This window comes from Hymenobacter sp. UYP22, from assembly GCF_040547285.1.
Classification (GTDB): Bacteria; Bacteroidota; Bacteroidia; order Cytophagales; family Hymenobacteraceae; genus Hymenobacter.
This window is the reverse complement of sequence record NZ_JBEPPK010000002.1, coordinates 300,188-326,503: the sequence shown is the minus strand read 5'-3', so window position 1 is coordinate 326,503 and position 26,316 is coordinate 300,188. Positions and strand designations below refer to the sequence as shown.

Annotated in this window: 22 protein-coding genes and 1 tRNA gene; 18 read left to right on the top strand and 5 right to left on the bottom strand. The window is 59.1% G+C overall.

Going from position 1 to position 26,316, the window contains the following annotated elements; translation table 11 throughout:
- The first annotated feature begins 145 nt into the window (after window positions 1-145).
- The 12 genes from ABIB60_RS04790 to ABIB60_RS04735 all read left to right on the top strand — a co-directional run bounded on the left by ABIB60_RS04790 (window position 146) and on the right by ABIB60_RS04735 (window position 13,655).
- On the top strand, window positions 146-1,012 hold the full coding sequence (locus tag ABIB60_RS04790; protein ID WP_354578079.1) for a dihydroorotate dehydrogenase: 867 nt from the start codon (window positions 146-148) through the stop codon (window positions 1,010-1,012).
- Window positions 1,000-1,761 (top strand): orotidine-5'-phosphate decarboxylase, encoded by a 762-nt coding sequence (pyrF, locus tag ABIB60_RS04785; protein WP_354578078.1) that lies wholly within the window; start codon window positions 1,000-1,002, stop codon window positions 1,759-1,761. The genes ABIB60_RS04790 and pyrF overlap by 13 nt, the downstream gene beginning before the upstream one ends.
- 88 nt (window positions 1,762-1,849) lie before the next feature.
- Complete coding sequence (gene pyrE, locus ABIB60_RS04780) at window positions 1,850-2,464, top strand: orotate phosphoribosyltransferase (RefSeq protein WP_354578077.1); 615 nt, start codon at window positions 1,850-1,852, stop codon at window positions 2,462-2,464.
- Window positions 2,465-2,589: 125 nt separating this feature from the next.
- Window positions 2,590-5,625, top strand: a complete 3,036-nt coding sequence (locus ABIB60_RS04775) for a phosphoribosylformylglycinamidine synthase subunit PurL (protein ID WP_354578075.1) — start codon at window positions 2,590-2,592, stop codon at window positions 5,623-5,625.
- Window positions 5,622-7,070 carry a phosphoribosylformylglycinamidine synthase subunit PurQ gene (locus ABIB60_RS04770; protein WP_354578074.1) on the top strand — a complete coding sequence of 483 codons (1,449 nt, stop codon included), beginning with the start codon at window positions 5,622-5,624 and terminating at the stop codon, window positions 7,068-7,070. Before ABIB60_RS04775 ends, ABIB60_RS04770 begins: the two co-directional genes overlap by 4 nt.
- A 68-nt stretch (window positions 7,071-7,138) precedes the next feature.
- Window positions 7,139-8,068 carry a phosphoribosylaminoimidazolesuccinocarboxamide synthase gene (locus ABIB60_RS04765; RefSeq protein WP_354578072.1) on the top strand — a complete coding sequence of 310 codons (930 nt, stop codon included), beginning with the start codon at window positions 7,139-7,141 and terminating at the stop codon, window positions 8,066-8,068.
- Between the two features lie 9 nt (window positions 8,069-8,077).
- Complete coding sequence (locus ABIB60_RS04760) at window positions 8,078-8,461, top strand: nuclear transport factor 2 family protein (protein ID WP_354578070.1); 384 nt, start codon at window positions 8,078-8,080, stop codon at window positions 8,459-8,461.
- Window positions 8,462-8,470: 9 nt separating this feature from the next.
- Window positions 8,471-8,848: a hypothetical protein gene (locus ABIB60_RS04755; protein WP_354578069.1), complete on the top strand. Its 378-nt coding sequence runs from the start codon at window positions 8,471-8,473 to the stop codon at window positions 8,846-8,848.
- A gap of 12 nt (window positions 8,849-8,860) precedes the next feature.
- A complete protein-coding gene (gene purD, locus ABIB60_RS04750; RefSeq protein WP_354578068.1) occupies window positions 8,861-10,144 on the top strand; it encodes a phosphoribosylamine--glycine ligase in 1,284 nt (427 codons plus the stop codon).
- Complete coding sequence (purN, locus tag ABIB60_RS04745; RefSeq protein WP_354578067.1) at window positions 10,083-10,754, top strand: phosphoribosylglycinamide formyltransferase; 672 nt, start codon at window positions 10,083-10,085, stop codon at window positions 10,752-10,754. Before purD ends, purN begins: the two co-directional genes overlap by 62 nt.
- Window positions 10,755-10,814: 60 nt before the next feature.
- Window positions 10,815-12,320 (top strand): amidophosphoribosyltransferase, encoded by a 1,506-nt coding sequence (purF, locus tag ABIB60_RS04740; protein WP_354578065.1) that lies wholly within the window; start codon window positions 10,815-10,817, stop codon window positions 12,318-12,320.
- Between the two features lie 195 nt (window positions 12,321-12,515).
- Window positions 12,516-13,655 (top strand): AIR synthase-related protein, encoded by a 1,140-nt coding sequence (locus ABIB60_RS04735; protein ID WP_354578064.1) that lies wholly within the window; start codon window positions 12,516-12,518, stop codon window positions 13,653-13,655.
- Window positions 13,656-13,865: 210 nt separating this feature from the next.
- Here ABIB60_RS04735 and ABIB60_RS04730 read toward each other — a convergent pair whose 3' ends face one another.
- A complete protein-coding gene (locus ABIB60_RS04730) occupies window positions 13,866-14,081 on the bottom strand; it encodes a heavy-metal-associated domain-containing protein (protein ID WP_354578062.1) in 216 nt (71 codons plus the stop codon).
- Window positions 14,082-14,256: 175 nt separating this feature from the next.
- Between ABIB60_RS04730 and ABIB60_RS04725 the strand changes: the two genes are divergently transcribed.
- On the top strand, window positions 14,257-14,790 hold the full coding sequence (locus tag ABIB60_RS04725; protein ID WP_354578060.1) for a DUF4240 domain-containing protein: 534 nt from the start codon (window positions 14,257-14,259) through the stop codon (window positions 14,788-14,790).
- A gap of 1 nt (window position 14,791) precedes the next feature.
- Window positions 14,792-15,469, top strand: coding sequence for a hypothetical protein (locus ABIB60_RS04720; protein ID WP_354578059.1), 678 nt, complete (start codon window positions 14,792-14,794; stop codon window positions 15,467-15,469).
- Window positions 15,470-15,517: 48 nt separating this feature from the next.
- Here ABIB60_RS04720 and ABIB60_RS04715 read toward each other — a convergent pair whose 3' ends face one another.
- Window positions 15,518-17,005, bottom strand: a complete 1,488-nt coding sequence (locus tag ABIB60_RS04715; protein WP_354578058.1) for a nicotinate phosphoribosyltransferase — start codon at window positions 17,003-17,005, stop codon at window positions 15,518-15,520.
- 190 nt (window positions 17,006-17,195) lie between these two features.
- On the opposite strand from ABIB60_RS04715, the gene ABIB60_RS04710 reads away from it, so the two are divergent.
- The gene (locus ABIB60_RS04710; RefSeq protein WP_354578057.1) at window positions 17,196-17,750 is read left to right on the top strand and encodes a DUF1345 domain-containing protein; all 555 of its coding nucleotides are present in this window, start codon (window positions 17,196-17,198) and stop codon (window positions 17,748-17,750) included.
- Here ABIB60_RS04710 and ABIB60_RS04705 read toward each other — a convergent pair.
- Window positions 17,745-18,122, bottom strand: a complete 378-nt coding sequence (locus ABIB60_RS04705; protein WP_315997155.1) for an STAS domain-containing protein — start codon at window positions 18,120-18,122, stop codon at window positions 17,745-17,747. The two genes, ABIB60_RS04710 and ABIB60_RS04705, sit on opposite strands and share 6 nt — an antisense overlap.
- 255 nt (window positions 18,123-18,377) lie before the next feature.
- On the opposite strand from ABIB60_RS04705, the gene ABIB60_RS04700 reads away from it, so the two are divergent.
- On the top strand, window positions 18,378-19,046 hold the full coding sequence (locus ABIB60_RS04700) for a response regulator (protein WP_354578055.1): 669 nt from the start codon (window positions 18,378-18,380) through the stop codon (window positions 19,044-19,046).
- A gap of 140 nt (window positions 19,047-19,186) precedes the next feature.
- Here ABIB60_RS04700 and ABIB60_RS04695 read toward each other — a convergent pair.
- Window positions 19,187-19,258, bottom strand: a tRNA-Arg gene (locus tag ABIB60_RS04695).
- A 132-nt stretch (window positions 19,259-19,390) separates the two neighbouring features.
- Between ABIB60_RS04695 and ABIB60_RS04690 the strand changes: the two genes are divergently transcribed.
- Complete coding sequence (locus tag ABIB60_RS04690) at window positions 19,391-20,542, top strand: DUF2652 domain-containing protein (protein ID WP_354578053.1); 1,152 nt, start codon at window positions 19,391-19,393, stop codon at window positions 20,540-20,542.
- 103 nt (window positions 20,543-20,645) lie between these two features.
- On the opposite strand, the gene ABIB60_RS04685 is transcribed toward ABIB60_RS04690, so the two are convergent.
- Entirely contained in the window at window positions 20,646-21,887 is a 1,242-nt protein-coding gene (locus ABIB60_RS04685; RefSeq protein ID WP_354578052.1) for a Pycsar system effector family protein, read from the bottom strand.
- 351 nt (window positions 21,888-22,238) lie between these two features.
- On the opposite strand from ABIB60_RS04685, the gene ABIB60_RS04680 reads away from it, so the two are divergent.
- Window positions 22,239-26,144, top strand: coding sequence for a metallophosphoesterase (locus ABIB60_RS04680; protein WP_354578050.1), 3,906 nt, complete (start codon window positions 22,239-22,241; stop codon window positions 26,142-26,144).
- Window positions 26,145-26,316: the final 172 nt, after the last annotated feature.

The following is a 26,316-nucleotide window of genomic DNA, read 5'->3' as shown; positions in this document are numbered from 1 at the left end:
GAAATCAGGGGGGATTCTGACACATATGTCGGTCCGCAAATTGTCCACCCCGCGTTTTCGGGCGGGTTGATTTTTTTAGTCGCTACATAGAGTACTCACACTCATCTGATTTCCTGCCGGCAGGAAATCATAGATTTTAGAACCTATGCAACTTGGCAAACTCACGCTGCAGAATCCGGTGTGCCTGGCTGCGGCCTCTTGGCAGCTAGAAGGTACGGGCTACGAGCGGCTGGGGGCTATTTTCACCCGCACCGTTACCATGGAGCCCAAGCCCGGGCTGTACGAGGAAGGTATCTGGCAGGTGAATGAGCAAACCCTGCTCAATGCCACCCATATGCGCACCGAAAGCGCCGAGATTTTGGTGCAGGAACACTTGCCCAACCTCCGCCGCTACGGTGTGCCGGTGTTTGTGAGCATCACGGCCCCCGGCATTCCGGGCTTCCGCAAAATTGCGCGCTTCCTGGCCCGCGAGGCCGGCGACCTGATTGCGGGCGTAGAAGTGTACATAGCCCAGCCCGATACCGGCAAAGGCGAGGAGCTTAACGCCAAGTTTGTGCGCGAAGTCACCCAGGCCGTGCGCAATGAATTGGGCTCCGAGGCGGCGCTGGTAGTGAAACTACCCCCGTGGCCCGAACACATCCGGGGGCTGGCCCAGGGGGCACAAGCCGGCGGCGCCGATGCCTTGGCCGCCACTAACCTGCTTAAAGCTCTACATCTGCCCGCTAATACTACTGCTGCCCCAATGGTCGGGGGCTTGTCGGGGGAGGCCCTGCGGCCGGTGGCCTTGCGCTGCGTGTGGGAACTGGCCCACGACGAACAACTCACTCTGCCTATCTTCGGTACCGGCGGCGTATTTACCGCCAGCCACGTCACGGATTACTTGCGGTGCGGGGCTTCAGCCGTGCAAATTGCCAGCGGCGAGTGGTTGGAGCCGGGCCTGACGGCCCGCTTGGCTGCGGAGTGCGCCTATCTTACACCCGAAACTGTTTCATCCTCTGAATGGAAAAGCTAACTCAACGCGTACAGGCGGCCAACTCCCTGCTCTGCGTCGGTCTCGACCCGGTAGGCGATGATGCGCAAGTTGCGCGCCGCTTGGCTGAAGTTATTGACCAAACCAGCCAGTACGCCGCCGCTTTCAAGCCCAATCTGGCCTTTTTCCTGAGCCGGGAAGATGGCGTGAAGCTGCTGCGCGAAACCGTGCAGCGCATCCCCGAAAGTATTCCGGTCATCCTGGATGGCAAGTTCGGCGACATTGCCAACACTGCCGACCACTACGCTAAGTTCGCCTACGACGTAATTGGGGCGGATGGGGTAACGGTAAACCCGTACATGGGCGACGACGCCATTGTGCCCTTCGCCCGCCCCGGTAAGCTGGTGTTCGTACTGGCCAAAACTTCCAACAAGCCAGTTCACTCCCTGCAAGATGTGGCCCTCACTCGCGGCGGCTCCCTCTCTGATTGCGCCGCCAGCGTAGCCCGCCAATTGGATGAGCAGCACGGCGGCATCGGCCTGGTAGTAGGGGCCACCAACGCCGAAGCCGTAGCCCGCATGCGCGCCCTTTGCCCCAAGCAGTGGTTCCTGGTGCCCGGTGTAGGTGCCCAGGGCGGTGACCTGCAAGCCACGCTACGCGCCGGCCTGCGCCGCGACGGATCCGGCCTCCTTATCAATACGTCACGCGCTTTGTGGCAGGCCTCTAATGCTGGTGCGGCCGCGCGTGAGTTAGTAGAGCAAATCAATCAGTTCCGGCCGGTAGCGGTGTAGCGCGAACTTTGTAGTTCGCGTTTCTTTAAGTCTATCCCAGCATACGCGAACTGCAAAGTTCGCGCTACATCTTACCAGATCAACTCCCTTGACTTCCCCCCACACCACTTTCACTGCCGAAACCCTGGAGCAGCAACTGCTGCAGGAAGATGCGCTGTTGCGCGGGCATTTCCGCCTTTCCTCTGGTCTGCACTCTGACACGTATGTGCAATGCGCCCGTTTCCTGCGCCGGCCCGACCTAGCGGCCCCCGCCGCGGCCGAACTGGCCTGCCGGATTCAGGAGGCGGGGTTGCAGCCCGATGTAGTGGTGGGCCCGGCTATGGGCGGCGTGGTGATTGGCTACGAGCTGGCCCGGCAGCTGGGGGTGCCCGGCATCTTCACGGAGCGCGACGATACGGGGCAAATGACCCTGCGACGTGGCTTTACCATCGAGCCCGGCCAAACAATTGTTATTGCCGAAGACGTGGTAACTACCGGCAAGAGCACCAACGAAGTAGCCCGTGTGCTAGAAGGGCTGGGTGCAAAAGTTTTGGCCGTGGCAAGTTTAATTGACCGTACGGGTGGGAAAGCTGAGCTAAGTTTTCCGAACTTTGCCCTGCTGCCGGTGACGGCGGCCACCTACGCACCCGATAACTGCCCGTTGTGCCGGGCCGGTATTCCGGTGGTGAAACCCGGCAGTCGGCCGGAAAAAGCGTTTTCTTAAACCTACCGCGGCGGCAACCGGCCCGGCGGCAAGGCATTTTCGGCGTACCCTGCGCGGGTATGCTTCCTCACGCGGGCACCTGGCCTAGGCGTGGGAAACCCGAAAAATAGACAAACCTCCCTCTTTTGGAATCTACCCAAAGAACCATACAGCTTCTGCTCAAGCCCGGCCAACATGATGGCGAGGGCCAACGTGTAGCCGAAGCTGCCCAGCGCCACCTCGGCCTCGCTACCGGCCGGGTGCAAAGCACCGCCCTCTACACGGTGCGTTACCCCGTGAGCGACGAGCAACTGCGCGACTTCGCTACCTACTGCCTCCAGGACCCAGTGCTGCACGACGTAGCCCTCGACGAGTTCCGCCACGGTGCCGACTACAAAAGCTACATCCTGGTAGCCAAGCTGCCCGGCGTAACCGACGACGAAGGCATTTCGGCGCAGAACGCCCTCGGCGACTTCCTAAACCAGCCGCTGGATACCCATACCCAGCATATCTTCAGCAAACGGCTCTACTTCCTGGAGCACGAGTTGCCCGAGAGTAGTCTGCGCCGCCTGGCCGAAGACCTGCTCGGTAACAAAATGATCAACCGCTTCGAGGTCGGCCCCATAGCCCAGATTCGCGACTACACGCCGCGGCCGGGCGGTGGGGCCGAGTCCATTACGGACACCGTGCGCCTCGTAGGCCTGTCTGATGAGGAACTGGTCAAGCTGTCGAAGGACAACCTATATGCCCTGAACCTGGAGGAAATGCGCGTCGTGCGCGACCATTACACGAGCATTTCCGCTGAGCGCCAAGCTGCCGGCCTGCCCCAGGACCCCACTGACTGCGAGCTGGAAATCATTGCCCAGACCTGGTCGGAGCACTGCAAGCACAAGGAGTTCAGCGCCGTTATCAAATACCGGGATGCGGACACCGGCGAGGAGTTCGAAGTGGATTCCTTGTTCAAGACCTACATCAAAAACGCCACCGCTGAGGTAGACCGCCAGTTGCGCGCCAACGGCAACGACTGGCTGATTAAGGTGTTCTCCGACAACGCCGGCGCCGTGCGCATCAACCCGGAGTCGTTGTTCGTGTGGAAGGTCGAAACCCATAACTCTCCCTCGGCCATTGACCCGTACGGTGGAGCTATTACCGGTATCCTGGGCAACAACCGCGACCCATTAGCTACTGGCATCGGGGGCGCACGGCTGCTGTTCAACACCAACGTGCTCTGCTTCGGCAACCCGGAGTTCAACGGTACCCTACTAAGCAACCAACTGCACCCGCGCCGCATTTTTGAAGGCGTGCGCAAGGGCATCGAGGACGGCGGCAACAAGTCGGGTGTGCCCACGGTGAACGGTGCCATTGTGTTCGATGACCGGTATGCTGGCAAGCCGCTGGTGTACTGCGGCACTGGTGCCGTGATGCCCATGCAGCTGGCCGGCCTCGATTCGTGGGAGAAGAATATTGACGCTCAGGACCGCATCATCATGGCCGGTGGCCGGGTGGGCAAAGACGGTATCCACGGCGCGACCTTCAGCAGCATTGAGCTAGACGAAACTTCGCCCGCCACGGCTGTGCAGATTGGTTCGCCCATCACGCAGAAGCTGGCCATGGACTTCCTAATCCTGGCTACCCGGCGCGGCCTCATCAAGTGCAGCACTGATAACGGCGCGGGTGGCTTGTCTTCCTCCATTGGCGAACTGGCTACCATCAGCGGCGGTGCCGTGGTGGAGCTGGAAAAAGTGCCTCTGAAGTATCCTGGCCTACGCCCCTGGGAAATCTTCGTGTCGGAGTCGCAGGAGCGGTTCTCGCTGGCTGTGGAGCCGAGCAAGCTGGCTGAGCTGATGGCCATAGGCCAGGAGATGGAAGTAGAGTTGACCGATATAGGCTACTTTACTTCCGATGGCAGCCTCAACGTGCGCTTCGACGGCGAGTCGGTGGCGCGCATTGATATGGATTTCCTGCACAACGGCGTGCCGCGCAAAGTGCTGGAAGCCGAGTGGACCAAACCCACGGCCCAGGAACCCGCGTTACCCGCTGACCTCAACTATACCGACGTACTGAGCCGCCTGCTGGGCAGCCTCAACATCTGCTCCCGCGAGTCGGTGATTCGGCAGTACGACCACGAGGTGAAGGGCCGCACCATCATCAAGCCGCTGATGGGCGCGACTGGTCAGGCACCGCAGGATGCCGCCGTGGTGCGCTTCAACTTTGACTCGTGGGAAGGCGTGGCCGTGAGCAACGGTATTCTGCCCCGCTTCGGTGATTTGGACGCCTACGATATGTCAGCCGGCGCGTTTGACGAGGCCGTGCGCCAGATTGTTGCGGTGGGAGGGAAGCTTCCTAACCTGAGCTACGGCGACGGCAACTTCTGGTCGGTGAACGATAATTTCTGCGTACCTGATTCGGTTTACGACCCCACTACCAACCCAGATGGCAAGCACAAGCTGGCCAAGTTGGTGCGCATGTGCCAAGCCCTGCGCGACGCCACGGCGGCCTACTGCATCCCGCTCACTTCGGGTAAGGACTCGATGAAGAACGACTTCAAGGCCGACGGCGTGAAGATTTCTGTTCCGCCGACGGTCCTGTACTCGATGACCGCCAAAATCGAGGACGTCCGCCGCACCATCACCTCCGACTTCAAGCAAGCCGACGACGTGGTGTACCTGCTGGGCGAAACCTACGACGAGCTGGGCGGGTCGGAGTTCTACCAGCTTTTTGGCGAGCTAGGCGCCAACGTGCCTAAGGTTCGGTTCGAAGAAGCCAAGGCCCTCTACACGCTGATGGGCCAAGCTAACGACAACGGCCTCATTCAGTCTTGCCACGATCTGTCGGATGGTGGCCTAGCAGTGGCCTTGGCGGAAGCCACGTTTGGTCATGGCTTTGGGGCTGACGTAGAGCTGCCCGCTACTGGCCTAGGACTGTCGGCGCAGTTGTTCTCGGAGTCGCACTCCCGCTTTGTGGCCACGGTGGCTCCGGAAGACGTGGTGACGTTTGAGCAGCACTTCGGTACTCGCGCTACTCGCCTCGGTGTGGTAACGCAGGACGGCCAGCTCACGGTGCGCCATGGCGGCCAGACGGTCATTTCGGCCAGCACGACGGCTCTGCGTCACGAGTGGACGAATGGCCCAGTAAACAGAATTATCGGCTTCGGCCAGCACGAAGCGGCTCAGATATCATGAACGAGAAACCATTATTTCCGGATCTGAATTCGCCGCCCATGCCGCAACGCGACGAGACGGGACCAGCGCAAACCAACGCCGACGGTTCCGTGACGGTGCTCGGCTACAAGAGCATTGACGGCGGCCACGAAAGCACCGAGCCTCTAGGCCAGTCGTCGGGGGCAACCACTGCCCAGCAGCCGGTGCGCGCCCTCATCCTGACGGGCTTCGGTATCAACTGCGAAGAGGAGTTTGCCGCCGCCTACAAGCTGGCCGGGGCTGAGCCGACTATCGTGCACCTGAACCAAGTGCTGCACGGCCACATCAGCATCCACGACTACGACATCCTGAACTTCCCCGGCGGTTTCAGCTTCGGCGACGACCTGGGCTCGGGCGTGGTGCTAGCCAACAAGCTGCGTTACCGCAAAAACGCCGAGGGCCGCACCCTGCTCGACGACATCAAGCAGTTTATTGCCAACGGCAAGTTTGTGATGGGTATCTGCAACGGCTTCCAGGTGCTGGTGAAGCTGGGCCTGCTGCCTAACCTGAGCGGCAACGTGACGCCGGAAGTAACCCTGACGCACAACGCCTCGGGCCGCTACGAAGACCGGTGGGTTCGTCTGAAAGTTAACCCCAAGTCGAACTCCCCTTTCCTGAAAGGCATCGACACGCTGGAAGTGCCGGTGCGCCATGGCGAAGGCCGCCTCATCATCAAAGGCGAAGAAACACTGCGGGAAATCGAAGCCCGCGCCCTGAACTGCCTGGCCTACACCGATTTCGACGGCTCGCCGACGGACGTGTACCCCTTCAACCCCAACGGCGCCGACCTGAACTGCGCCGGCCTGACCGACACCACCGGCCAGGTATTCGGGCTGATGCCGCACCCCGAGGCCTTCCTCTCGCTGTACAACCACCCCGACTGGGCCCGGCGCAAACGCCAGAACCCCGGCCTGAGCGAGGAAGGGGATGGGTTGAAGCTGTTCAGGAATATTGTAGAACACGTGGCCTCGTTGCCTCACCCCCCGGCCCCCTCTCCTTCAGAGAGGGGGAGCCACGGCGGTTCTGATAGTGATACCTGTGTTCAGCCGCTACACTTAACTGCTAATAAGAAGGTGTGGTTTAAGGGGCTGAAAGAACATGGTGCGGAAATGCGCAAACAATCCACTGAGGCCGAAGATTTTTTGTGGCAACAACTGCGCAACCGGCAGTTAGACGGTCACAAGTTTCGGCGTCAGCACACGATTGAAAACTTTATCGTGGATTTTATTTGCCTGGAAAAGAGTCTGATTGTGGAAGTGGATGGCAGGGTGCACGGTGAAGCTGAACAAGCAGAATACGATGCTGGACGAACACATGAACTGGAAGTATTAGGGTATAAAGTTATCCGCTTCCAGAATGAGCAAGTGCTGACGCAAACCAGTCAAGTGCTCCAAGAAATCTACCAGACTCTCGGACAAAGCGTCTAACCCACTTATTGCGCTGCCTCGGCTCCCCCTCTCTGAAGGAGAGGGGGCCGGGGGGTGAGGCAACCTATATGAACACCCTCAATCAATTCGATACTCCGCAGCTCGACCTCCTGCACCGCGGCAAAGTCCGCGACTCGTACCGCGCGCCTTCCGGCCAGCGGCTCATCGTGGTAACCGACCGACTGTCGGCCTTCGACTCGGTGCTGGAAACGCCGGTGGCCCACAAAGGGGCGGTGCTGAACGGACTAGCCGCTTTCTGGTTCGATAAAACTCGGCACATTATCCCCAACCACGTTATCAGCCTGCCCGACCCGAACGTGACGCTGGCCAAGGAAGCCGAGCCGATTCGGGTGGAGATGGTGGTGCGCCACTACCTCACGGGCTCCATGTGGCGCGGCTATCAGCAAGGCCAGCGCACCTTCTCGGGCGTAACGGTACCAGACGGCCTAACCAAGCACCAGAAGTTTCCCGAGCCCATCGTAACGCCCACGACCAAGGAGGAATCGGACCGCGAGATTACGCCCGAGAATTTGGTGGCGGAAGGCTGGGTAACGGCGGAGCTGTACGAGCAGATGCGGGTGAAGGCGCTGGAGTTGTTCAATTTTGCCTCCCAATGGATGGCAGAGCGCGGCATCATTCTGGTGGATACCAAGTATGAGTTTGGCCTACTGGATGGGGAGCTGATCCTGATTGACGAAATCCACACCCCCGATTCCTCACGGTTTTGGAGCACCGAGGACTACGCCAGGAACCCCGAGGGCGTGGAGCAGATTGACAAGGAGTACGTGCGCCAGTGGCTGATTGCCAACAAGCAGGACGGCCAGTATCCCCGTGCCCTCACCCCCGAAGTTTCCGCCGAAGCTACCCGCCGCTACCTTGATATCTACGAGCGTATCACAGGCGCTCCGCTCCGCACTGGCGACGAAACAGCTGGCGACGATGTACAAAATCGGATTGTGGATAACCTGGTGCGCGCAGGCGTCATGCAGGAAGCCTAGATAAAGCCTATGGATGCTGCGAAACAGAAACAGCTGGTGCAAGACTACATCGAAGCGTACAACCGCTTTGATGTGGACGGCATGCTGCGCCATCTGCACGAGAAAGTGGTGTTCCGCAATATCTCCAACGGCGAAGTAAACCTGACCTTGACGGGCAAGGAAGCCTTCCGGCAGCAGGCTCAGCAAGCATTATCATACTTTTCCCAGCGGGAGCAGCGTGTCACGGAGTGGCAAACAGCCGACAGCCGCGTGGAAGTCCTTCTGGACTATACCGCCGTTGCTGCCGTTGACTTTCCTAGCGGCTTGCAAGCTGGCGACACAATAGAGCTGCAGGGCAAGTCCGTTTTTCAGTTCGCTGATGGACTGATTGTTTCCATCGACGACATCAGCTAGGCTTGTTCTATGGAAAAACTGCTGGAAGAATATGCGCTAAACGACGGGGAAATTCTCTCGCTGAAGTTGGACGCGGCTTATGCTTTGAACAGTGAATCCATGTTGCGCCAAGCTTTTGTGGAGCTTCTGATTCGCAAGAGAGTTGGCAATGCATGGATGCCTTGCGTGCTGCAGATTGAGTTGGGTGAAATTCTGAGTCTGCGCCTCAATGAAGATTTCACTTCCTCTCGTTACTCAGACATCGTATTCAAAAGAATTGAGGATGATCGGTGGTACCTATCCTTAGACCCATACGGTAACTCCGGCGAGCCTCACGAAAAAGATAACTTGGTAATAGTGGCCAAGTCAGTGAAAATAGATGAAGGAGTAATACAAGATAGATTTTAAGCATTGACGACCTTGGCAACTCCTAAAACCATAGTACTCCTCGGCGGCGGGGCCCGTGAACACGCCATGGCGTGGAAGCTGACCCGCGACGGGGCCACCGTGCACGTGCTGCCCGGCAACGCCGGCATTCCGAACAGCCACCCCGAAATCAGTGCCACCGACTTTCCGGCCATTCAGAGCTTCTGTGAAGTCAACGGGGTGAAGCTGATTGTGGTGGGACCTGAGGCACCTTTGGCGGCTGGCGTGACGGATTACTTTGCGGGTTCCGATATCCGCGTATTTGGTCCGGGCCGGGCGGGCGCTACGCTGGAAAGCTCCAAGGTGTGGAGCAAAGACTTCATGCGTCGCCACGGCGTGGCTACGGCCCTGTCCTGGCAGTTCCGGAGCGACAAGATGGACGCCGCCCGCGCCAAAGCCGCCGAACTGAACGGCGACGTGGTGGTGAAATTCGATGGGCTGGCCGCTGGCAAAGGCGTATACGTGTGCTCCTCAGTGGAGGAAGCCCACGCCGCGCTGGACGATTTGGCCCGCCTGCACACCGGCTGGTTTAGCTTCCTACTCGAAGAAAAGCTGACCGGCCCCGAAATCAGCATTATCGGCATCACCGACGGCAACCGCATCCGTCTGCTGACGCCTTCCCAGGACCACAAGCAGCTGCTGGCCGGCGACCAGGGCCCCAACACCGGTGGCATGGGTGCCTACTGCCCCGTCCCGTTCTGCGACGATAACGTGCTGGCTGCCATCCGCACCGACATTGTGGACCCCACGTTGCGCGGCCTGCAAAACGAGCAGTTTGATTTCAACGGCTTCCTCTACTTTGGCATCATGCTCACGCTGCAAGGCCCCAAGCTGCTGGAGTACAACACCCGCCTCGGCGACCCGGAGGCCGAAGTGCTGCTACCCGCCCTGGAAAGCAGCCTGCTGGAACTCATTGAAGCCACTCTTAGCGGTACGCTGCAGCAAACTGTGGTACGCCAGCGCCGCGGCTACTACGTGGGAGTAGTATTGGCTTCGGGCGGCTACCCCGCCGCCAACTTCCCCACTGGTTTTGCCATCACCGGCCTCGACCAGCTGCATCCCAGTATCCTGGTCTTCCACGGCGCCACCAAGCGCACCGAAACCGGCGAGCTAATCACCAACGGCGGCCGGGTGCTGGTACTGGTGGGCCACGGCGAGGAGCTGGAGGATGCGGTGAACCACGTGTACCGCGAAGCAGAAAAAGTTAACTTCAAGGATGTCTACATCCGCACTGACATCGGCCAGCGGCCGGAACCGACTCTTGCAGGAAACTGGTAACCATAGCACCCAAAAAGCGCGCCTGGCCATTTTGCTGTCGGGCCGGGGCTCCAACATGGTGGCCCTGGTAAACGCTGTGCAGCACGGTGTGCTGCGAGAGTTGGCCGAAGTGGCCGTCGTGTTCAGCAACGTACTCGATGCACCTGGCTTGGAAACTGCCGCCGCCCTAGGCTGCCCTACCGTCAGTCTGAGCAGCCAGGGCCGCAAGCGGGCCGAATTTGACGCCGACGTGGTGGAAGTGCTCAATCAGTATCAGCCCGATTACGTGGTGCTGGCGGGCTACATGCGCATTCTGTCGCCCACGTTCATCCGGGCATTTGCGGGGCGCATCCTCAACATCCACCCCGCCGATACGCACCAGCACCAAGGTCTGCACGCCTACGAATGGGCGTTTGAAAACCACCTGCCAGAAACCAAAATCACCGTGCATCTGGTTGACGAAGGCCTGGACACCGGCCCTATTCTGGCTCAGCACGCCGTGGACCTGCACGGAGCCGACACCCTGGCCGAAGTGGAGCGCCGCGGCCTGGCCGTGGAGCACCGCGTGTACGCCGAAACGCTGGCCCACTTAATCAAACAAGCACAGCCCGCTGAACACGGCTTGCACTAATACCACCCACCACCCCACCGCAGCGGCCTGACAACGGGCAACTGGCAACTGATAACTGAAATGTGCGGAATAGTAGGTTTTTACGGTCCCGATGACGTTGCCCACGACATCGTATTTGGCTTGACGGCGCTGCAGCACCGGGGCCAGGATGCGGCCGGCATAGCCACCTTCGACGACAACTTCCACCTGTGCAAAGGCAACGGCCTGATTTCCGACGTGTTCCGCCCCAAACAGCTCAAGAAGCTGAAGGGCAACATCGGCATCGGGCACGCGCGCTATACCACCCAGGGCTCCAACGATGCTGAGTTGGCACAGCCGTTCACTACCAGCTACCCCTTCGGGCTGGCCATGGTGCACAACGGCAACGTCATCAACTTCCGCTCGGCCGCCAAGCGCCTGCACGAGAAGTACCACGTACTGCCCAAAACCAGCAACGACCTGGAGCTCATCATGTACACCTTCGCCTCGGAGCTGCGCCTGAAAAACCTGGATGCGCTGTCGGTGGTGGATATTTTTGATGCCGTAGAAACCACCCAGGAGCTGGTAAAAGGTGCCTACGCCACCGTCACCATCATTGCCGGGCACGGGCTGCTGGCCTTCAACGACCCGCTGGGCATCCGGCCGTTGGTGCTGGGCCGCCGCGAAACGGAGCGCGGCCCCGTGTACGCCTTCGCCTCCGAAAGCACCTGCTTTGATTACCTGGGCTTTGAGTTCGTGGAAAATGTGGGTCCGGGCCAGGCGGTGTTCATTGATAAGGACTTCAAAGTGCACCACAAAAATCAGCAGGAAAAGCCCAAGAACTTCTGCGTGTTCGAACACATCTACTTCGCCCGCGAAGACTCCACCATCCACGGACGCCTAGTGGCCCGGGAGCGGGTACGGCTGGGCAAGATGCTGGCCAAGAAGGTTATCGAATCAGGCATTCAGCCGGATATGGTGATTGACGTGCCGTCGTCGGGTTACTTCTCGGCTTCGGGTTTGGCGGAGGCCATTGGGGTGCCCTACCGTCGGGCGCTGGTCAAGAACAACCACATGGGCCGCTCCTTTATTGTGAGCAGCCAAGCCGGGCGCGAGGACATCGTGAAGAAAAAGCTCAACCCTATCCGGGAGTTTGTAGCCGGCAAAAAGGTGGCCGTGGTGGACGACAGCATCGTGCGCGGCACCACCTCGCGGCGCATCGTGCGCATTTTGCGCGAGGCCGGAGCCGCTGAGGTATACTTCATCAGCAGCGCCCCGCCCATCATTTCGCCCTGCATCTACGGCATTGATATGGCCATGAGCACTGAGTTGATTGCCGCCAATTACACGGAGGAGGAAATCTGCCGCTATATTGAGGCCGACAAGGTCATTTATCAGTCGATTGAGGACTTGCAGGCGCTGTTTTCGGAGGAGCGGGGCCACGGCGGCTCGTGCTTCGCCTGCTTCACCGGCCAGTACCCCACTGGCGACGTGACCAAGTACCTGCGCCACATTCAGGAGGAACGCCAAAGCCACCGCTCCGATAAGGACAAGAAAGGCCAGCCCACGTCCGTCAGCGCCAAAGCTCCCGCGCCCACCGAGCATTAATAGAGAGCTTAGAAGTTAGAGCCTAGAAGCTAGAAACTAGTTCCCCTCCTTGGAAAAGAGGGGCTAGGGGTGGTTGACAATCGTTGCACAGCCGCTAGCTTCCATCTTTAGCATTGTTCTACCATCACCAACCACCCCTAGCCCCTCCTCATCTGAGGAGGGGAACTAGCTTCTAGCTTTAATCTAGCTTCCTGCATGTCCACGGATACCAACTTCAAAGCCACCGCCGGCTACTCCATCGAGGAAGGCAACGCCGCCTCCAAGAACGCCTACTACTGGGCCCAGAAAACCTTCTTGACCCGCAAGGGTAAGCCTGGTGAGCCGGCGCAAGATTTGGCCGGCGGCTTCTCCAATGAAATCCGCTTCGGTGCGGAGCGGCTGGGCATCGGCTCCGATGGTATCGGGACGAAGATTGAGGTGGCCGAGCGCCTGGACCGCTACGATACGCTAGGCCACGATTTGATTGCCATGGTGGCCGACGACCTGATTGTGGCCGGCTTCGTACCCACCAACCTGTCGAACATCATCGATGTGAACACCCTCAACTATGAGGTGGTGGACGAGTTGATGCGCGGCCTACACGACGCGGCCCAATTCAGCCAGATTGCCGTAACAGGCGGCGAAATTGCCGAGCTGGGCAACCGTATCGGTGGCTACCCCGGCGCCAAGATGAATTTCAACTGGTGCTCCACGGCTGTGGGCGTGCTGCACCCCAGCCTAGAACGCCCGCTGAGCGGGGCCAACGTGCGCGCCGGACAAGCGGTGGTGGCACTTCGCTCACCTTCCTTTCGCTCCAACGGCTACTCTTTGGCCCGCCGCGCCCTCACCAAAGCTTTTGGGGAAAAGTGGCACGAAGCGCCGTATGAGCAAAGCGGCGCCGCGCAACCAACAACCAACAACCAGCAACTGACAACCGAAAACGCCACCACCTGGGGCGAAGTGATGCTGGCACCTTCCCTCATCTTCTCGCCCGGCGTGGCAGCGGTGCTGGATGCCGGTCTGCCCCTGCACGCGGCGGCGCACATCACCGGCGGCGGCATTGCCGATAACTTCAAGCGGGTACTCAAAAACGGCGTAGGTGCGGAGCTGGACAACCTCTTTGAGCCCCTGCCCGCCATGGAGCAACTGGCCGAACTGGCCGGCATCACGCCCCAGGAAGCCTACCTCTACTGGAATATGGGCAACGGCATGCTCCTCGTAACCGACGAAGCCCAGGCCGAAGCCGTGGCTGACACTCTGCGCAGCCACGGATACCAGGCCCAGATAGCCGGCCGCATCACCCCAGAGCCCGGCGTGACGCTGCGCGTAGGAGCCGGCGAGCTGCGCTACGCGTAACCTGTGGTCCTACGAATGCCGCGCAGCGGTTCGTAGGACCACTTTCGTTGAACGATTCCGCTGGTGCGTCGGTAACGGACAGTGCCTAGCCCAGTTTACGAAAAAGGCTGCTAATGCACTTTCCCTGCGCTACTCCTTGCCTTGGTGCATTCGTAACAGCGAGAGTGGTCCTACGAACCGCTGCGCGGCATTCGTAGGACCACTTTGTGCTTAGGCGGCTACCGGCTCAATATCAAACCCGGCTTGCGACACGGATTTCATAATCAGCTCGGGAATTGGGTTTGCACCTTCCACCATCAGGATTTTGTCGGGGTCATTGGTGTCTACGCTCCACTTATCCACGCTGGCTTCGGCGTCGAGGAAGGGCGTGACAGCACGCACGCAGTTGGCGCAGTTGATGCTGGTTTTGAATTTCAGAGTGGGCATGTGGAGTGACAGATGAAGCTACCGTCAATTGATTGGCTGGTAGCAGGTGATTATGTTATAATAACGAATCAGTAACAAAAGTAGCTACGGCCTGGGTGCCACGAAGTATAGGCTTTGGCCCCGAGAGTGCGAAGTTTTGCCGTATTTCGAGGCTCAAGCTCCTTCCTTACGCACTATGGATAACACCGCATTCTGGCAGATTATTGACACTGCAAAAGCAGCCGCGCAAGGCAACCAACAGGTACAGGAAGAAACGCTGATCAATCAGTTGGCGCAGCTGGAGCCGGCGCAGATTATTGGGTTTGAATGCATCCTGCGGCAGCACCTGATGGAGGCTGACCATTTCAACATCATAGCGGCCCAGAAAATCATCGACGGCTACGTGTCTGATGACCCCTACCTGTACTTCCGGTGCTGGCTGGTAGGACAGGGCGAAGCCGTGTTTAAAGCGGCTATTAACAAGCCCGATACACTGGCGGCGGTGCTGGATGCCCCATACCAGGATTTCGAAGAGTTGCTGTACGTGGCTACTGCCGCCTTCGAGAAACGCACCGGCAAAACTGAAGAGGACGATTCTTTTCCCAGATCAGTGGCCCTGGCCCGTGGCCTAAGCTATGACTTCGGCTCCGAAACCAAAGGCGAAGACTGGACCGAAAATCAACTGCCGAAGATGCTGCCGAATTTGTGGAAGAAATTTGGGGTAGCATAACATGTCGGCGTCTTATCAACTGGAAAAATTAGTTTGGACCGAAGCTGACTTCGAGCAGATGGGCTGGCATGATGCCAGAATATACGCAGTTCGGTTTGGGGAACACATCAGCTTCGATATCGACTATATTTTTCAGTGGATGCAGGCAGACGAAGATGATTATTTCTCTTTCTGGGTAGCGCCAGCAACACTTGTATTTCATGAGGCAGTCCACGTTGCTTGGACTATTAATTTTCGGCCGAATCAAGAAATTGAAATAGAACATATTAGCCGACAGACTTCTGCAACCGGTGCCACCGTATGGCATATTGAAACTCATCAAGGGGATATACTAATAACAGCCGAAAGCTTTCGACAAGTTATTCGTCGCCATCCAACGCTGCAAATTGGCCAGCAGATTACTCCGGAAGAGCGTGGAGCTTCAAGCTTCGATATAACGCCGGATACGACATTCACCGAACCAGAAGAAGTTCGCAGGCTCAAAGAAGCTAATTTCGCTTTGCGGCAGAAGGCAACAGATGTACGGAAGCTGCGCCGTCAGTTGGGAATTTTACTGGAACAACGCAGTACCGGTGTATTGGAAGTAAAGCGGTATTTGCAGCAAAAGCGCGGTCTGGAGGAAAAGATAAAGCAGTTACGAAATGAGCTAAACTCTACCGACTGGTTGAGTGACATATAACAAAATGACGCCCCGGCTGCTGCCGGGGCGTCATTTTGGTGCCCAAACTTACGCCGGGCGCACCGGGCGCTTTTCCAGAATCAACTGGGTGCGGAAGGTGTTGAGCGACTCTTCCAGGCCCACGGGGTAGGTGTGGGGATTGAGGAAGCGGCGGATGCTGGGGTCGAGGCTGAGTACTTCGCGGTGGGCGCGGGCCCGGCTTTCCTGCAGCGTAGGCAGCTGATGCACCAACTCGCCCCTACGGAAAATGGGCTCCAGCAGCTCCCGATACGGGGCATCGGGGCGCACGGCGCGGCGGCGGGTGGCGTCCAGCGGGTCGATAAGGGTCAGTTGTTCCGGCAGGGCCTCGGCCACGTTGTAGAGCATATCAGCCCGGGGCTGGCCCTTGTCGGTTTCGTAGCGGCGCACCTGCAAGATGCCGGGGATGCTGGTTTTGGCCAGTTGCTCACTGAGCTTGATGGTGAAGTCCCAGCCGGAGTCGTCGGGTTTGCGCAAGGCCGCCAGCTTGTATACGCCACCAAGGGCCGGCTGGTCATAGGCCGTGACGAGCTGCGTGCCGATGCCCCAGGTGTCGATTTTGGCACCCTGCTGCTTGAGGCTGGTGATGAGGTTTTCCTCCAGGTCGTTGCTGGCCACGATGCGCACGTTTTCAAAACCAGCCTCGTTGAGCAACGCCCGGGCCTCGCGGCTCAGGTAGGCCAGGTCACCCGAGTCCAGGCGGATGCCGCCCAGCTCGTGGCCGTTGGCGCGCATTTCACGGGCCACCTTAATAGCGTGGCGCACGCCTTCCAGCGTGTCGTAGGTGTCTACCAGAAATACCGAATCATCCGGAAACGCCTTGGCATAGGCCGAAAAGGCTGTTTCCTCGTCCTCGAAGGCCATTACCCAGCTGTGGGCGTGGGTGCCTTTCACCGGAATATTGAAACGCTGCCCGGCCAGTACGTTGCTGGTGGCATCGGCCCCGCCCAAGTAGGCGGCGCGGCTGGCCCCCAGGCCCCCATCGGGTCCCTGTGCGCGGCGCAGGCCAAATTCCAGCACCGTGTCGGTGCCGGCGGCCTCGCGGATACGGGCGGCTTTGGTGGCAATCAGGGTCTGGAAGTTGACAAGGGTGAGTAGGGCCGTTTCCACCAACTGGGCTTGCAGCAGCGGCCCCTGCACCCGAATGAGCGGCTCGTTGCCGAATACCACGGTGCCCTCAGCCACGGCGTCCACGTCGCAGGTAAATTCCATTTCCCGCAAATACTGGACAAACTCCGGCGGAAACATGGCCGCGCCCTTGCTGCTTTTCAGGCTCCCCAGGTAAGCCAAATCATCCTCTGAGAAGCGCAGGTTCTGCAAATAATCGACGGCGTAGGCCAAACCGGCCGCTACGGCATAGCCGCCCTGAAACGGGGCCCGGCGGAAGTACAGGTGAAACACGGCCTCCCTATCCTGCAAGCCCTGCTGCCAGTAGCCGTAGGCCATGGTAACCTGGTAGAGGTCGGTGAGGAGGCTGAGGGAAGGCGCGTACAGGCCGGAAAGCGGAGCTGAATTCATGTAAGCAACGGTTGAGATGCCGTAGCTTACGCAGAATATTTCAATCTGTCGGCCTCACTGCATTTCCGTGTATACTCGTCAGCTTCCATTTTTCCAGCGGTTGGCGCTACTGCCCGCGTGGTTACGCCTTTCTGCGGGGTTGCTGCCGGCGGGGCTGTTGTACGGGGTGGTACCGGCTACCTGGCCACCTATGCTGGGGCTACTTACGGCCTGGAGTGGGTTTGCTGGTACCACGCTCCTCATTGCCTGGGCTATAATTCTTACGGCTCAGGCGGGCCATATCCGTCGCATTGCCACCCGCGAAGACCCCGGCCGGGTACTGTCATTTGGGTTTGTGCTCACGGCAGCGGTGGCTAGTCTGCTGGCGGTGGTATTGCTGCTCTCCTCCATGCACACCAGGTCCGCACCCCTGCTGGCGGCGCATGTGGCCGTGGGGGGCGCGGGGGTGTTGCTGGCGTGGCTGCTGGTGCACACCTTGTTTACGCTGCGCTACGCCCACTTGTATTATACCACTGAGAATGGCCGGCCAGAGGGTGGGCTGGAGTTTCCTGGCAACGAACCCGAGCCCGATTACCTGGATTTTGCGTATTTCTCCTTCGTGATTGGGATGACGGCCCAAACCGCCGACGTGAGCATATCCGACCGGGTTATCCGGCGGTTGGCGCTGGTGCACGGGCTGCTTTCCTTCGGATTCAACACGGCCGTGGTAGCCCTTGCCATTAATGGGCTGGCGGGCCTGCTATGAGGCCATAGCTATTGGCCGTTGCGCCAGCGGGTGAGTGTGCTGACAGTAACGTTCCGCATCCAGCAAGGAGGGTACCACCGGCGGGCACAGGGCTGTGGGCAACTTGGCCACCAGCTGATGGGCGGCATCACCGAGGTGACAAAGCACGAGCTGCACCTGTCGGCGCCGCAGCCGCCGGTAGTAGCGGGCCAGTACCCGTAGCGCCCCGAACGAGAGGGCCGGCAGTTGGCTACAATCAACCCAAATGCTGGGCTTACCGCTCCGGCTAGCCAGGCGCAAAGCATAAGAAAGCTGGGCCTCAGCGGCGGGAGCCTGTCCGTTGGTCAAAATCAGCAGGTAGCTGTTGGGCAGGATTTCACGATAGACTTCCATGGGAATTAGACGGATAAAGAACGAGCGGAAATGCCTACGCAAGGGGGAGTTGCAGGGGCAGCAGAACCAGGATGCCAAGCTAGTATACGTACCAGTCTGCGTAGGGTAACTGCGTGAACTACTGATTTATAAATAAGTAGTTATCCGGGGGATTTACGTAATTATTTAGCGTGCTTTTGCGGGAAACCCATTGGCCTGAAGCTGCGCTGTTACGTACTATTGTTGCCAGGCAGTAGCTGCTTGCGTCGTAGCCCTATGATTAAAATCTTGCTGACTGATGACCATGCCATTCTGCGTGATGGAATTCGGGCATTGCTGGCCCGGGAGGCCGATATGGAGGTAGTGGGGGAGGCCACCAACGGCCAGGCCATGCTGGAGCTGCTGGCCCATACGCCCACTGATGTCGTGCTAATGGACGTAAACATGCCCGTGTTGGATGGCTTCGCGGCCATGCCCGCGCTACGGGAGCAGTTTCCGGAAGTGCGAGTCCTGGTGCTTTCCATGCTCGACCACGAAAACTATGTGCACCGGATGATGGAGGCCGGGGCCCTGGGGTACGTGCTGAAAAACGCCGACATCACCGAAATAACTTACGCCATTCGCACGGTAGCTGCCGGACGGGAGTTTCTGTGCACTGAAATTGGCCTGAACCTGCTGCGCCGGGTGGTGCAGCGCCCCTCCGAAACCACCCTCGGTGCTTTGCCCGTCAGCAAGCGTCCGGATGCTGCCGTGGAGCTGTCGGGGCGGGAGCTGGAGGTACTGCGGCTGATTGCCGAGGGCTTCACTAACCAGGAAATCGCCGATCAGCTGTTCACCAGCAAGCGCACCATTGAAACCCACCGCCAGAACATCATCGAGAAAACTCAGGCTAAAAACACGGCGGCCCTCATCCGCTACGCCATGACGCAGGGACTCATTGAGTAGGTATTCAGCGCGCAAAGCACCGTCTTTATAAGCGCCTATCTGCCGCGGCCGCCACAGCCAGCCCCTGGCGCTCCGCCTGCGCAGGAAATTTTGTATCGGCATAAATAAAGCCCGTTTCTGTTACTGAAACGGGCTTTTTGTGGCCGCGGCGGGAATCGAACCCACATCTAAAGTTTAGGAAACCCTCATTCTATCCGTTGAACTACGCAGCCGGCTATTCTGGCCGCAAAGCTACGCTGAAAGCAGCGGCTGCCCAAACCGGCCGGCCCCGGCCCGGCGTATAGGAAGCCGGCCGGCGGCCGGGTATCTTCGTGCGGCCATCATTGATTTCGCTTTTCGGGTATATGGGTGTTTTGGATGAATTGCGGAACCAGCGCCGAGCGGCCGGTTCAGCTTCGGGTTCTGCCGCCGATGGGCAGCAACCAGCCCTGCTCCTCATTCCCGATATCAGTGGCTTCACACGCTTCATTGAGGAATCAGGCAACCCGCAGGCTCCGTTTCTGGTGGCCGATCTGCTGGAAATTCTCATCGAAGCCAATATTCTGGATTTGGAGGTAAACGAAATCCAGGGTGATGCGGTGCTGTTTTACCGCCTGGGGCCGCCGCCCACGGCCGAGGAGCTGGTGCGCCAGTGCCGCCGGATTTACCTTGATTTCCAGAACTACCTACGCCTGGTGGAGCGCGACACCGGCTCGGCCCTGGCGGCCTCTTTGCACGAGCTGGCCCTTACGCTCAAAATAGTGGTGCACTACGGCCGCGTGAGCGTGGCCCGCATCCGGGAACACACCAAACTCATGGGCCGCGACGTGATTGTGGTGCACCGCCTGCTCAAAAATAACGTGGCCGGGGCCGAGTACATTCTGCTCTCGGAGGGCTACACCAGCACCCAGCCGGTCCCCGAGCTGGCCCGGGCCTTCTCCTGGACGCGCCTGCTGCCCGGGGCCACCTACTACGAGCACATCGGCGAAACGCCCTACCACTACGCCCACCTTTCGCCGCTACGGTTGCTGCTGGCCGCCTCCAGTGCCGCCGAGCAGGAGGCCCGACCCGGCTGCGCCCTCAAAGTACGGCGCGTACTGCCCGTGCCGGCTCCGTACGCGCTGCGCGTCATCAGCAACTTTCGGCTGCGCCCCCGCTGGATGCAGGGCGCCACCGCCGTGCACTACGACGTGAGCAAGGCCGGCCGCCTGGGTACCAGCTACAAAGCCGACGTATTCAGCGGGCAGATTGATTTTCAGACGGTGCAGTGCCTGGAGGATGAAGATGGGCGCATTACTTACGTGGAAAAGATTTCCCACTTCCGCCTCTTTCCCAACGCTTTGCTGTTCTACTGCCTCGAAGCCGTGGACCTGGATAGCTGCCTGCTCACGCTGGAGCTGCGCTACGGCCACGTAGCCAGCCCCAACCGTCTTATTCGCTTCGGGCAGTTGCGCCGCCTGCACCGCTTCCTGGGGGGCTCGGTGCAGCAACTGGCCCGGCTGCTGGGGAAGAGGTGATGAAGGTCAAAGAGAGAAAGTAAAAAGTTAAAGCTCTGACGCCACCTTCATTGGAAGACGTCAGAGCTTTGACTTTTTACTTTCTCTCTTTGACTTAAATGCTTTACGCCTTATACAACAGGGCAATACCGAAGGACAGCGCCGTTAGAATAAGGCCCACCATGAAAATAGTGTAGCTCAGGCGCAGTAGGCGGTACTTTTTGGTCAGCACGTCGCCGAGGTAGTAAATGTCCGTTACCATGTTGGTGTACAAGGCATCCTTCTGGCCCATGATTTCCGTCATGCCCTGCTGGAAGTTATCGAGGCTGAGCTTGCTGAAGTTGCCAAAGAACAGCAGGTTTACGCGGCGGTTAGTGGCAATTTCCGGGCTTTTCTTCAGCCATTTAAAGCTGGTAACATCGGGCTGGGCGCAGAGAATGGCGGTAATAACCGAGCCCAGGGCCGTAGCCAGTAAAATACCCATCGGCACCGAAATAACCGGGTTCCGGATGATGCCCACGTTACTCAGGGCGGCCGTTTTGCTGCCCAGCTTTGCCCCGAAGTAGGTAATGATGAGCGACATGAGCACCGCGTTCAATGAAATCATCATGTTGGCCTTCTTGTCGGCCATGTCCGAGAGCTTCATGTGGTTGCTGTACATCGTCCGGAACATGGTTTCGATGCCGCGCTTGGGCTCGGCGAAGGTACCATTGGCTTCTTCGTCCTTTTTCTTTTTCTTCTTTTCGGCTTTCTTTAGCTGCTTGCGCTGCTCCTTGATGTTTTCCTTGAGCTGCTCCTCATACCGTTCCCGGGCCACCTTGGTGTAGTACTTGCCGCCCAGCAGGAAGGCCAGCTGGTTTTCGGCCCAGTCGGAGTTGGAATAGGCTTTGCCCTGGGTGGCTTCCCACTCAGCTCGCAGCAGCTCCCCGTTGGAAAAAAAGTCGTCGCGGCCCATGTTGCTCATGTCGGCATCCACCAGCAGCTGCTCCAGCTCCGTTTCCCGGGCCGAGTCGCGGTGCGTACCCTTGATCAGCTGCTGCACCAGGGCGGTGCGCTCGGCGGGGTAGCCCTGCTGGTTTAGCCACTCGCCGGCCAGCTCCGCGCTCCGGAACTCGTGCCCATCGTAGGTATCCAGGTAGCCCACATCATGAAACCAGGCTGCCAGTACCAGGGCTTCCAGGTCGGCCTCACTGAGTTTGGCGGCTTCACCCAGTGCGCGGGCTTCTTTTACCACCGTGGCCGTGTGCTTGGGCGAGTGGTACACCAGTTGAGCGGGCAGTTTTTCCTCCAGCAAAGCCTGCACGTAGGCTTTGGCGTTTTGTATGATTTCGGCCTTGGCCGGCTTTTGAGTAAGAATGGGCTCCATTGGGGCGAAAAAACAACGGGAAAAGCAACAACAGGCTGTGCGGCTTACAACGCGTTTCGGCGCGCCGGGTTGTTGAGGTGAAAAAGATGGGCGGAGTAAGTATAAGGTATAACGCCCAATGCCCGTTCTAGGTGCCGTACCTAACCTGGGGCGGCGCGGTAAATGAGTGTCTGGTGCCAATTTTTGGTTGACCCAACCGTAGCCCAGTAATTTGCGTACCGCACCGCACGGCCAGGTATGGCTGCTGGAAACAACCGCAACCGAGCGGTTTGCCGTATTTCTGACTATCACGCTCCCCGCGCTGGCACCGGCCGGCGGCATTGCCTTCGCGCTACTTCCCTCTCTTCTTATATGAGCAGACATTTCCTGTCCTGTTGCCTGCTGCTGGCTCTGTACGGAGCGGCCGCGCCTGCGGCCCTGGCGCAGCAGAAAACCCAAACCGCCCACCCAACCCGCCCCAACTACCGTAATGCTGGCCTGAACTGGGAATCGAAAACGCCTCCGGACAGCACCCGCATCCGCTACACGGTATTTCTGATTGGCGACGTGGGCAAGCCTGCCCCCGAGGCGGAGGGCGGTGAGCCTTCCCTGAACTACCTGCGCAAGCAGATTCTGGCCGCTGGCAGCAAAAGCACCACCATCTACCTCGGTGACAACATCTACGAGTACGGGATGCCCGAGCAGAAGGCCTACGACCGCAAGGAATCGGAGCGCCGCATTGTGGACCAGCTAAAAGTGCTGCGCGACTACCAGGGCGAGAAGTACATGATTCCGGGCAACCACGACTGGAAGCAGGGCCAGCGCGGAGCCGTGGACCAAGTGAACCGCCAGCAGTTCTTTGTGGAGAACTATCTGCAGAGCGACTCGGCCGCCTTCCCCTACACCGGCGACTTTTTCCTGCCCCGCGACGCCTGCCCCGGGCCGGTTGAAGTCCGGCTGCAGGATAACCTGGTGCTCATTGCCATCAACTCTCAGTGGTTTCTGCAAACTTCCGGGGAGCGGCCTTATGGGGCCAACAGCGGCTGCGGCGTAGCCAACGAAACCGACTTCTTCACGCAAGTAGAGGACATTATTCAGCGCAACGCGGGCAAGAACATTATGGTGGTAGCCCACCACCCGCTGTTTTCCGATGGTATTCACGGCGGCTACTTCACCTTGGGCGACCATTTCTTCCCGCTCAGCATCGTGTACAAGTATGCCTTTGTACCGTTGCCCGTTATCGGCTCCATTTACCCCTTTGCCCGCAAGTACGGCGGAGTAAGCCAGGATATTGCTCACCCGCTGTACCAGGCGTACAAGAAGGGGCTGATGGATATTTTCCAGAAGTACCCGAATGTAGTGTACGCCGCCGGGCACGAGCACAACCTACAGTATTTCAAGGAAGGCAACCTCAACCACATCGTCAGCGGCTCGGGCTGCAAAACCCAGCACGTGAAGCCCGGCTCGGGTGGTGATGCGCTGTTCTCGGATAAGGAGAAGGGTTTTGCCCGCGTGAATTACTACGACAATGGGGAAGTGTGGACGGAGTTCTATATTCCGGAAGGTACCGGCCAGACCGGCCGCCTGGTGTTCCGCACGCCCATGTATGCCCAGCAGGAAGTAGTGGCGGAAGGCCCCACCAAAATTGTGGGCCCCCGCCCTAATTTCCGCGACTCTACCGTAACCGTGGCCGTGAACCCGGGCTACGACGACCGTGGCAAGTTTCATAAATTTCTGTTCGGGGAGCACTACCGCAAGGAGTGGGCCACGCCGGTGAAGTTTCCGGTGCTGGACCTGGCCACCGAGAAAGGCGGCCTCACGCCCTATAAAATTGGGGGTGGCAAGCAAACGGCTTCCCTGAAGGTGCGCAATGAGGAAGGCCGCAACTTCACCATCCGCAGCCTCAACAAAGACCCCTCGGCAGTACTGCCCGAAGCCCTGCGCACCGGTGCGGCGGCCGATATTCTGCAGGACCAGATTTCGGCCCAGCATCCGTTCAACTCCATCGTAATTCCGCCCCTAGCCGATGCGGCCGGTATTCTGCACACCAACCCCGAGCTGCGCTACATTCCCCAAGACCCCCTGCTGGGCCAGTACCTGGAGCGGTTTGGCAATACGCCGGGCGCCATTGAGGAAGATGCCAAGGACGACCAGAGCAACGTGGAAAGCCTGGGCAACGCCAAAAACCTGGTGGGCACCGACAAGGTGTTTGAGCGCATTACCGACGACAATGACAACCGCGTCAACGAAAAAGCCTTTGCCCGTTCCCGCCTCTTCGATATGTGGATTGGCGACTGGGACCGGCACGAGGACCAGTGGCGCTGGGCCGAGAAAAAGGACAAGGATGGAGACCGGAAATTCACGGCCGTACCCGAGGACCGGGACATTGCCTTCTTCAAGGGCGACGGGCTATTTCCCTACCTGGCCTCGCGCAAGTGGGCCATCCGCAACTTCCAGAACTTCGGCAAAGATTACGCCGACTGGAAGGGCCTGAACCTGACCGCCCTCAGCAACGACCGGGTGTACCTGGCCTCCGTGACCAAGGAGCAGTGGGTGAAACAGGCCGAGGAAATGAAGGCCGGCCTCACTGATGAGGTAATTGAGAAGGCCTTCAAGGAACGGTGGCCCCAGCAGATTTATGACCTCCACGGCCCCGAAATTATTGCCAAGCTGAAAAGCCGCCGCGAGCTGCTGCCCGAGGTTGCCGCCGACTACTACGAGGTGCTCAGCAAGGTGACGGAGGTGAAAGGCTCCAAGAAGCGCGAGAAGTTTGTGGTGGAGCGCCTGCCCGATGGTAAGACGCACGTAACGGTGCAGAAAATCAATAAGGAAGGCGAGCTGACCAAAATGCTCTTTGACCGCACCTTCGATAACAAGGTAACCAAGGAGCTACGCCTCTACGGCTTCGCCGACCGGGACCTGTACGAGGTGAAAGGCGACGTGAAAAGCGGCCCGCTGGTGCGCATCATCGGCGGCCTCGACCGGGACTCCATCGTGGACAATTCCAACGTGGCCGGGTTCCGCCACCGCCTGCACATATATGATGCTGACTCGGGCAACGTGATAGTGCCCGGCAAAGACACCCGCCTGCGCCTGGAGCCTGGCATTGACGTGAGCCGCTACGACGTGCACAACCGCACCGACCGCAAGGACTATACGCTCAATTACTTCGGGCCCACGGCCTACTTCGGCTACAACATTGATGACCGCCTGTTTCTGGGAGGGGGCGCGGTGTACCGCACCTACGGCTTCCGCAAGGCTCCGTACGCCACCGAGCAAAGCCTGGCGGCCAACTATTCGCCTTCCCAGAGTGCCTACAACGTGCGCTACCTGGGCCACTTCGTGGATGTGTTCGGTAAAACGGACCTGCGCCTCACGGCCCAGCTCTATGGCCCCCAGCTGCTCTACAACTTCTTCGGCCTGGGCAACGACACCAGAAACATACTGGCTGATGGGGATGAGCGGGCCCGCAACCGGGATATCAACGACACCTACCGTGTCCGCTTTTCGCGGCTGTACGTGGCTCCTATGCTGGAAAAGGATGTATTCAGCTTCCTGAAGTTCGGTATCGGGCCGCAGTACGACCAATTTCGGATTGACCGGGCGCAGATTGGCAGTGAAATTGGGGGCGACAACCTGGACGCGGCTGGTAACGGCAAAGAAGGTACCGCCGCCGCGGGTATCCGGGCTTCTGACTTTGGGTTGAACCGCTACGTGGGTGGTAAAGCCTATTTGAACCTGGATGCGGCCAGCTCGCCCAAGAACCCCCGGATTGGCCTGCGTTGGTACAACTCGGTGGAGTACAACCACCAGCTGAACGGCGAAAAGCTGGATTACGCGCGCCTGGCTACCGAATTTCGGGCCTATCTCTCGCCTAACTTCCCCTTCCAGCTCACCTGGGCCGGCCGCATTGGGGCTAACCGCAACCTCGGCGACTACCGCTTCTACCAGGCTAACACGCTGGGCGGTACCACCAACCTGCGCGGCTACCGCCGCACCCGCTACGCCGGCCGCTCGTCGGTGTACGGCAACGCGGAGGTGCGCATTCAGCTCTTCAGCTTCAATGCTTATGTGGTGCCCGGCAAGTTCGGTATCCTGGGCCTGGCCGATGCCGCCCGCGTGTACACTTCCCGCGACACCCAAACCGGCCTGAAAGCATTCCACACCGCCGTTGGTGGAGGCGTGTGGGTAGATATTCTCAAACAGGCCGTAGTGAATGCCACCTACTCCGTAGGCGAGGAAAATCTGGTCTTTGTTGGCTTCGACTTCCTCTTTTAAAGTTGAAGTAGTGAAATTGTGAAATGGTGAGTTTGATGTTCAATCTGCGCAAATGGTGCAAACAGAACATCAAACTCACCATTTCACTATTTCACTACTTCACCTTTCCTCCGCTTATCCTTTTTCGCGAAAAGACGTTAAGGCTAGCCTGACGTCTTTTCGTCGTTTTTCC

What these genes read in the sequence shown, in the direction of transcription:
- ABIB60_RS04790 (WP_354578079.1), top strand. Translation starts at nt 146, where the DNA reads ATGCAACTTGGCAAACTCACGCTGCAGAATCCGGTGTGCCTGGCTGCG.
- pyrF (WP_354578078.1), top strand. Translation starts at nt 1,000, where the DNA reads ATGGAAAAGCTAACTCAACGCGTACAGGCGGCCAACTCCCTGCTCTGC.
- ABIB60_RS04770 (WP_354578074.1), top strand. Translation starts at nt 5,622, where the DNA reads ATGAACGAGAAACCATTATTTCCGGATCTGAATTCGCCGCCCATGCCG.
- ABIB60_RS04765 (WP_354578072.1), top strand. Translation starts at nt 7,139, where the DNA reads ATGAACACCCTCAATCAATTCGATACTCCGCAGCTCGACCTCCTGCAC.
- ABIB60_RS04760 (WP_354578070.1), top strand. Translation starts at nt 8,078, where the DNA reads ATGGATGCTGCGAAACAGAAACAGCTGGTGCAAGACTACATCGAAGCG.
- ABIB60_RS04755 (WP_354578069.1), top strand. Translation starts at nt 8,471, where the DNA reads ATGGAAAAACTGCTGGAAGAATATGCGCTAAACGACGGGGAAATTCTC.
- purN (WP_354578067.1), top strand. Translation starts at nt 10,083, where the DNA reads ATGTCTACATCCGCACTGACATCGGCCAGCGGCCGGAACCGACTCTTG.
- purF (WP_354578065.1), top strand. Translation starts at nt 10,815, where the DNA reads ATGTGCGGAATAGTAGGTTTTTACGGTCCCGATGACGTTGCCCACGAC.
- ABIB60_RS04735 (WP_354578064.1), top strand. Translation starts at nt 12,516, where the DNA reads ATGTCCACGGATACCAACTTCAAAGCCACCGCCGGCTACTCCATCGAG.
- ABIB60_RS04730 (WP_354578062.1), bottom strand. Translation starts at nt 14,081, where the DNA reads ATGCCCACTCTGAAATTCAAAACCAGCATCAACTGCGCCAACTGCGTG.
- ABIB60_RS04725 (WP_354578060.1), top strand. Translation starts at nt 14,257, where the DNA reads ATGGATAACACCGCATTCTGGCAGATTATTGACACTGCAAAAGCAGCC.
- ABIB60_RS04720 (WP_354578059.1), top strand. Translation starts at nt 14,792, where the DNA reads ATGTCGGCGTCTTATCAACTGGAAAAATTAGTTTGGACCGAAGCTGAC.
- ABIB60_RS04715 (WP_354578058.1), bottom strand. Translation starts at nt 17,005, where the DNA reads ATGAATTCAGCTCCGCTTTCCGGCCTGTACGCGCCTTCCCTCAGCCTC.
- ABIB60_RS04710 (WP_354578057.1), top strand. Translation starts at nt 17,196, where the DNA reads ATGCTGGGGCTACTTACGGCCTGGAGTGGGTTTGCTGGTACCACGCTC.
- ABIB60_RS04705 (WP_315997155.1), bottom strand. Translation starts at nt 18,122, where the DNA reads ATGGAAGTCTATCGTGAAATCCTGCCCAACAGCTACCTGCTGATTTTG.
- ABIB60_RS04700 (WP_354578055.1), top strand. Translation starts at nt 18,378, where the DNA reads ATGATTAAAATCTTGCTGACTGATGACCATGCCATTCTGCGTGATGGA.
- ABIB60_RS04690 (WP_354578053.1), top strand. Translation starts at nt 19,391, where the DNA reads ATGGGTGTTTTGGATGAATTGCGGAACCAGCGCCGAGCGGCCGGTTCA.
- ABIB60_RS04685 (WP_354578052.1), bottom strand. Translation starts at nt 21,887, where the DNA reads ATGGAGCCCATTCTTACTCAAAAGCCGGCCAAGGCCGAAATCATACAA.
- ABIB60_RS04680 (WP_354578050.1), top strand. Translation starts at nt 22,239, where the DNA reads ATGAGCAGACATTTCCTGTCCTGTTGCCTGCTGCTGGCTCTGTACGGA.